A 7,340-nucleotide genomic window follows, 5' to 3' on the forward strand; every position below is an offset into this window, starting at 1 on the left:
GGCAATTATATTTATGCTTGTACAGATACCAAAACTCCAAATGGAGGAAGTGTCAGCAGTTTTGAATTTAAACCTCAAAACAAAACTTTGACATTTATCAACAGTCAAAAAAGCGGTGGTGAAAATCCAGTATATCTTTCCGTTCATAAAAATGGAAAATGGCTTGTAAATGCCAATTACACCGAAGGCAGTGTTGCAGTTCATTCAATAACTGAGACTGGTACAATAAGTCCAATTGTTCAAAATTTTTCTTATTTAGAAGGAAGTATTAACAAAGAACGGCAAGACCGTTCACACGTTCATTCTAGCGTGTTTTCTCCCAATTATGATTTTATTTTTTTACCCGATTTGGGTGCAGATAAAATCAGATGTTATCAATTTGACAGTCTTCAAAAACGACCACTTCAAGAAGCGCCATACCCATTTACTCAAGCTGTATTAGGAAGTGGGCCAAGACATTTTACCTTTCATCCCAACGGAAAATTTGTCTATTGTATTGAAGAACTCACAGGAACAGTAAGTGTTTATAAATATGCGAATGGTAAATTGGACAGTATTCAAAGGATTACAGCTCATACCGATGAGTTTAAAGAAGGATTTAATAGTGGAGATATCCACGTTTCACCCGATGGACGTTTTTTGTATGTTTCCAATCGTGGAGAAGAAAATAATATTGCCATTTTTTCGATAGAAAATAATGGGACATTAAAAACCGTGGGATATCAGCTTACTTTTGGAAGAACTCCAAGAATATTTGCAATTGATTCCAAAGGAAAATTTGTAATAGTGACTAATCAATCTACAGGAAATGTAGTGGTTTTTAAAAGAGATTCCGTTACAGGACTATTAAAGAAAACAGGAAATGAAATGAAGGTGAAAAATGCGTCCTGTGTTCAAATTAAAGAATATCTGTAATTTAAAACGGCCTTTCTTTATAATAATTCACCATCAAATTCAAAAACTTGCTATAACTGTCCATACCATCTTTTTGTTGGTTGATTTTTAAGAAACGATCATAAAAAGCGTGGAATCCCGTTTCAATTGGGGTCTGATATTGTTCCCAAAAATCCTCACTCTCCTGATAATTTTTCAAAATACCGGGATGGATTGTTTTTAGTAATTGCTTTAATACTTCTTCGTTTCGTACTTGCCAATTACCCAGACAATAGCGTAAAGCCATACTATATCCCGAATATTGAAAATACAAATTGTCATTTTTTATAGAAGACATAAAGCCAATAAAATTGCATTCACTCTCACTGGCATATCCCATCTGATGTGCCATTTCGTGATTAGTGGTCATCGGGAAGCTGTACATTGGGCCCAAATAATTGACCTGTGCCTCATTGGTAAACGGGTTCAGATAACCGCCAAAACCCATATAGGTGAGGGGTAAACTAAAAAGAGATTTCTTAATGCTCAAATGCGAGTAAGTGAAAAAATCATATTCTCTAGACAGGTTCTTATATCCATTTTGATTCATTTCAAAAACTTGATTTTGCGAATAGGGAAAAACCACTTTTAAACTATCATTTTTGGTGATTTGACTTTGGATAGCATTCGTTTTGGTAATCAGTTTTTTGGTAAAATGCAATAAATCAGCATCAGTATAATCTCTTTCGATATTCATTTTTTCGAACAACGGTTCACGATAATAATTGAATGCCCAAAGAAGATGAAAGAAAAAATAAAACACGGAAAGAACGCTTAAAACTGTCAAAAGATTGTTTTTCCATTCTTCTTTCCAGGATTTTCTTTTTGTCCAAAGCCATTTGATAAGCAATACAATCAAAATAAAATAGAGGCAATCGCCGACTGAGAAAGAAGTTTTTCCAAAAACTATTCTCAAAGGTTTTGAGAAATAAACATACAATCCGTTGCTGTAAAAAAGCTCTACGCATTTTGGGAAAAACCGAATGATTTTTAGGATCACAATTTGTATCAACAAGAATAAGGGGAGAATGTAACTTCGTTTCATTTTTTATAAATTGTATTGTAAAGAAACAAATTTTGATGGATTATTTATTTTAAAATAAATTAAAACTTTTATAAAACTAACTTTAGGAGTTTGTAACTTTGAGGTTTTATTATTTTAAACGTTTTTAATTAAAAAATATACAACAGAATGAGTCAAGAGATAAGAAATCTAGAACCAAAAGCACTTTGGAACAAATTTGCCGATTTGAATGCGGTACCTCGTCCTTCCAAAAAAGAAGAACGTGTAATTGAGTTTATGAAAAACTTCGGTACCAGTTTGGGACTAGAAACTTTTGAAGATGAAATCCGAAACGTAATTATTCGTAAGCCTGCCACTCCTGGTATGGAAAGCAGAAAAGCACTTGTATTGCAAGGACATTTGGATATGGTGCATCAAAAGAATACCGATACTATTTTTGATTTTGATACACAAGGAATTGATATGTATGTAGATGGGGATTGGGTTCGTGCCAGAGGAACTACTCTTGGTGCAGATAATGGTCTTGGCGTGGCTACTATTATGGCAATTTTGGAAAGTAAAGACATTCCACATCCAGCAATTGAAGCTTTGTTTACCATAGATGAAGAAACTGGAATGACTGGGGCATTGAATTTGCAAGGTGGGATACTTAAAGGAGATATTTTATTGAATCTGGATACCGAAGAAGATGATGAAATAGGGATTGGATGTGCTGGTGGAATGGATGTTACTGCTACTGCCGAATATGACGAAGAAGAAACTCCTGAGGGTTCTGTCGCATACACAATAATGGTAAAAGGACTTAATGGCGGACATTCTGGAATGGATATTCACAAAGGTTTGGGGAATGCCAACAAAATAATGAACCGTTTATTATTTGATGGTTTTGATAATTTTGGATTGCAAATTTCTGAAATCAATGGAGGTAGTCTTCGTAATGCAATTCCGCGTGAAAGCACAGCAAAAGTAATCATTGCAGCTGTTTACGACGAGGCTTTTGTGTTTGATATGCAACAAATTGTAAACGAAATCAAAGCAGAATTTCAAACAACTGAACCTAATTTGGAAGTGGTTTTCGAAAAATTAGACACAGTTCCTGCAACCGTAATGCCAACGATAGCACAGTTTTATTTCGTTAGAGCGATGTACACTGCTCATAATGGCGTTTATAGAATGAGTGCTGATTTTGATAATCTGGTTGAAACTTCAAACAATATTGCCAAAGTAGTGGTAGGAGAGGGGAAACTTTCTGTTCAATGTTTGACACGTTCTTCTGTTGAATCGTCTAAATTTGATATGGCCAATGCTTTACGTTCTGCATTTGAATTAATGGGCTGTGAAGTAGAATTTTCAGGTTCATACCCAGGTTGGTCACCAAATCCTAAATCTGAAATATTAGATGTTTTGGTTTCCATTTATGAAAAACAAAACGGGGAAAAACCAAATGTAGCGGCTTGTCACGCTGGATTGGAATGTGGAATTCTGGGAACAAACTATCCTGACATGGATATGATTTCTTTTGGACCAACTATTCATGGTGCACATTCACCAGACGAAAGAGCGAGTATTTCTTCTGCACAAAAATATTGGAAATTTGTGTTGGAAATTTTAGAAAATATTCCAGCGAAGAACTAAATTAAAACACAAAACAAAACCCTCGTTTAGCAATAAACGAGGGTTTTTTCAATATCAGCAATTAATCCCTTTTCGGGCTATTTTTCTTTTCTCTCTTTTCTTCCTTTTTTTCTTTAGCGGTTTTAAGAGGCTCTTTTTTGACAGTTTTCTTAGCGTCTTGACTTTTTGACATAGTAGTATATTTTTAGTTATTTTTTAATAAATGAATATAGTCTAGTAAAGGTACCCATTTTTTTGATTTAATATTAGATCATTACCGTTGTCTGTAAACTTCTACACTATCTTTTTCCAATCTTTGCTTGAGCCAACTCATTAATTTTTTTTTAGAATCCAATTTCAATTCAGTTTTGCTTTTGTATAACAGTACAGGGATAGTTTTGTCTTTACTCGCATATTGTGTAATGGCAATTGGTTTAATTTCAGGAAATAGAATGGTAACTTCATTACTGACCTTTATATTGTTGGCTTGATAATTTGAAATCTTTTTTTGTAAATTATTAATCAGTTCATCTTTATCGACTCCAGATTTTTTATGGTTATTGATGGTATTTAGGATATCATTTTTTAAATCAAAAGTGTCCTGTTTGATTAAGAGTTGCGTATTCATTAAATCATATTCTTTTAATTTCTGATTGAAGGATTTAATTTCTGCAGTGCTGAATTTTTTAGACAAAAAAGCCAATTGTATAATTTTTGGATTGGTATTATAATCTGTTTTTTTATAAATAAGAGTGTACTTTTTTTGAGGAAACTCATTTTCAATAAATTCTTCTGTTCGTTGTATGTATTTTTTTTCGTCAAATAATCGATATGCAAAATAAACACTCGGAATAATCATGATCAAAAGAAGTACTGTAATTCCTTGTTTTACTCGTTTTTGATGTTTCAAATCAATTTGTTTGGCAATTGGGTATTTTAAAAACTTCACAATAATAAAGGTGGCAATGCATATAAAAACACAATTGATAGTGTACAAATACAAAGCTCCTCCAAAAAATAAATAATTTTCGGTTGCCAATCCGTAACCTGCTGTACATAAAGGAGGCATCAAAGCTGTGGCAATTGCTACACCCGGAATGGGATTCCCTTTTTCGACTCTTGTTACAGCAATGACCCCAACCAATCCTCCAAAAAATGCAATTAAAACATCATATATATTTGGTGAAGTACGAGCCAAAAGTTCTGATTGAACTTCTTTAAACGGACTAATATAAAAGTAAAATGTAGAAACGATTAAACTGACAAATGTAGCTATAGCAAGGTTTTTGATTGATTTTTTAACCAATTCAAAATCATACATTCCCAATCCAAAACCAGCTCCTACGATAGGGCCCATTAAAGGCGAAATCAACATTGCTCCAATAATCACAGCAGTCGAATTAACATTGAGTCCTACTGAAGCAATGACAATCGCACAGGCTAAAATCCATAAATTGGAACCTCGAAAAGAGATATTGCTTACTATGTTTTCTAAAACTTTTTTTTTGTCTTCTTCTCCCTTGTGAAGGTCAACAAAATTGATGAGCTTGCTTATTAATCTGTTCATACTTATTTGATATTATAAAAAAAACTATGAAGTTGGTGAAGTTAGATTAAAGTTCTTGTCCTTTTGGTTTTAAAAAAGCACCGTCAATAATTAATAATGTGACTTTGTTTGCTGTTATAGAACGATGTGAACTTAAATCATCCGATACAATGTAGGACATTCCTTGAGTAAGTTTATAAGTTTCCCCATTATCAAGTTCACTGCTGAATTCGCCTTCTAAACAATGTACAATATGGCCTTTTTGACACCAATGGTCAGCTTTGTAATTATCTGAATAAATGACTTTTCGAATCCGAAGACCGTCTAATTGAACCGTTTGCCAATAGGCTGTTCCTGTCGTTCCTTTGTGCTCTGTAGTTTCTATTTGATCCCAATCTATAGTTTGAAAAGGTATGGTGTACATTCAGTTTGTATTTTATTGAAAGTAAATTTAAGTAATAAAATGCCATTTCTTTTCAATATTTAAAAATGAGGAGAATAAAAAAATCCCCAACTACTTTCGTAATTGGGGATTCAAATCAAATTTTTGTTTTATTTATGAAACTAAAACCCAAGCTCCGCTAGCTATTAAACTTTCGGCTTTTTTGAATTTCATTTCTTGTATTTGTCCATTGGCTACATTTTGGATTGTTACCGTATCGTTACGATTGATTTTTGGTTGATCGCGAACGATAGTTTCAGTTACTTGTCGTTGTTGAGTTTCCCCAGCTTCACGATTAGTATTTTCGCTATTTGGAATTTCATCTTTGCTTAATTTGTAATCTTCAACTTGACGCTCGATTCTGGCTTCTTCAATTACAGGAGCATTTTGAGCAGGTAAATCACCTTTGAATAAAAATGAAATTACGTCTTTATTAACATTATCAAGCATACCACGGAACAAGTTGAAAGCTTCCAATTTGTAAATAAGCAATGGATCTTTTTGTTCGTGAACGGCCAATTGAACTGATTGTTTCAATTCGTCCATTTTACGTAAATGTTTTTTCCAAGCTTCATCAACAATTGATAAAGTGATATTCTTTTCAAAATCGGCAACCAGTTGAGCTCCCTCAGTTTCGTAGGCTTTCTTCAAATCAGTAACAACGTTGAACATTTTTATTCCATCTGTAAACGGAACTACGATGCGTTCAAATTGATTCCCTCTGTCCTCATAAACATTCTTGATGATAGGATATGCTTCTCTAGCGCTTCTTTCTGTTTTTTGAGTATAAAATTCAAGGGTTGCTTTATAAAGTTTACCTGTAATTTCAATTTCGGTTAATTTAGAAAATTCCTCTTGTGTTACTGGTGATGTAAATGAGAAATAACGAATAATTTCAAATTCAAAATCTTTGAAACTATTTTTAGCTTTATTTTCGTCAACAATTAGTTCACAAGTATCATAAAGCATATTTGCGATATCTAATTTTAGACGCTCACCAAACAAGGCGTGGCGACGACGTTTGTAAACTACTTCACGTTGAGCATTCATTACGTCATCATATTCCAATAAACGTTTACGAACACCAAAGTTGTTTTCCTCAACTTTTTTCTGTGCACGCTCGATAGATTTTGTCATCATCGAATGTTGGATTACTTCACCTTCTTTCAATCCCATTCTGTCCATTACTTTAGCAACTCTTTCAGAACCGAATAAACGCATCAAGTTGTCTTCAAGAGAAACGTAAAATTGAGAACTTCCCACATCTCCTTGACGACCAGCACGACCACGTAACTGACGGTCAACACGACGAGAATCATGACGTTCTGTACCTACAATTGCCAAACCTCCAGCAGCTTTTACTTCAGGAGATAATTTAATATCGGTACCACGACCAGCCATATTTGTAGCGATTGTTACTACACCTGCTTTTCCAGCTTCTTCAACAATTTGTGCTTCTTGCTTGTGCATTTTTGCATTCAATACGTTGTGAGCTACACCACGCATTTTCAACATCCTGCTCAATAATTCTGAAATCTCAACCGAAGTTGTACCAATAAGAACTGGTCTTCCTGCATTTGATAATTCGGTAACATCTTCAATTACAGCGTTAAATTTCTCACGTGTTGTTTTGTAGATGTAATCTTCTTTGTCAATACGAGCCATTGGTCTGTTAGTAGGAATCTCTACCACATCTAGTTTGTAGATTTCCCATAACTCACCAGCTTCAGTAACAGCTGTACCGGTCATACCACCCAATTTGTTGTACATTCTGAAATAAT

The 7,340-nt window shown here is 34.0% G+C and carries 5 protein-coding genes and 1 pseudogene; 2 read left to right on the forward strand and 4 right to left on the reverse strand.

All coding sequences use genetic code 11. From position 1 onward, the window contains the following. A partial coding sequence (locus VFS71_RS05650) for a lactonase family protein (protein ID WP_326399895.1) occupies window positions 1-915 on the forward strand: 915 nt, incomplete at its 5' end. Between the two features lies 1 nt (window position 916). Here VFS71_RS05650 and VFS71_RS05655 read toward each other — a convergent pair. Continuing rightward, entirely contained in the window at window positions 917-1,978 is a 1,062-nt protein-coding gene (locus VFS71_RS05655) for a DUF3810 domain-containing protein (protein ID WP_326399896.1), read from the reverse strand. Between the two features lie 147 nt (window positions 1,979-2,125). Between VFS71_RS05655 and VFS71_RS05660 the strand changes: the two genes are divergently transcribed. Then, window positions 2,126-3,592, forward strand: a complete 1,467-nt coding sequence (locus VFS71_RS05660) for an aminoacyl-histidine dipeptidase (RefSeq protein ID WP_326399897.1) — start codon at window positions 2,126-2,128, stop codon at window positions 3,590-3,592. Window positions 3,593-3,845: 253 nt separating this feature from the next. Here VFS71_RS05660 and VFS71_RS05665 read toward each other — a convergent pair whose 3' ends face one another. From VFS71_RS05665 to secA, 3 genes and pseudogenes are all read right to left on the reverse strand, one after another. Further along, complete coding sequence (locus tag VFS71_RS05665) at window positions 3,846-5,138, reverse strand: DUF389 domain-containing protein (protein ID WP_326399898.1); 1,293 nt, start codon at window positions 5,136-5,138, stop codon at window positions 3,846-3,848. Window positions 5,139-5,184: 46 nt separating this feature from the next. Further along, window positions 5,185-5,541 (reverse strand): DHCW motif cupin fold protein, encoded by a 357-nt coding sequence (locus tag VFS71_RS05670; RefSeq protein ID WP_326399899.1) that lies wholly within the window; start codon window positions 5,539-5,541, stop codon window positions 5,185-5,187. A gap of 132 nt (window positions 5,542-5,673) precedes the next feature. Beyond that, window positions 5,674-7,340, reverse strand: a pseudogene (secA, locus tag VFS71_RS05675) (preprotein translocase subunit SecA); the annotation flags it as partial.

This window comes from Flavobacterium sp. (genome assembly GCF_035760125.1).
GTDB lineage: Bacteria > Bacteroidota > Bacteroidia > Flavobacteriales > Flavobacteriaceae > Flavobacterium.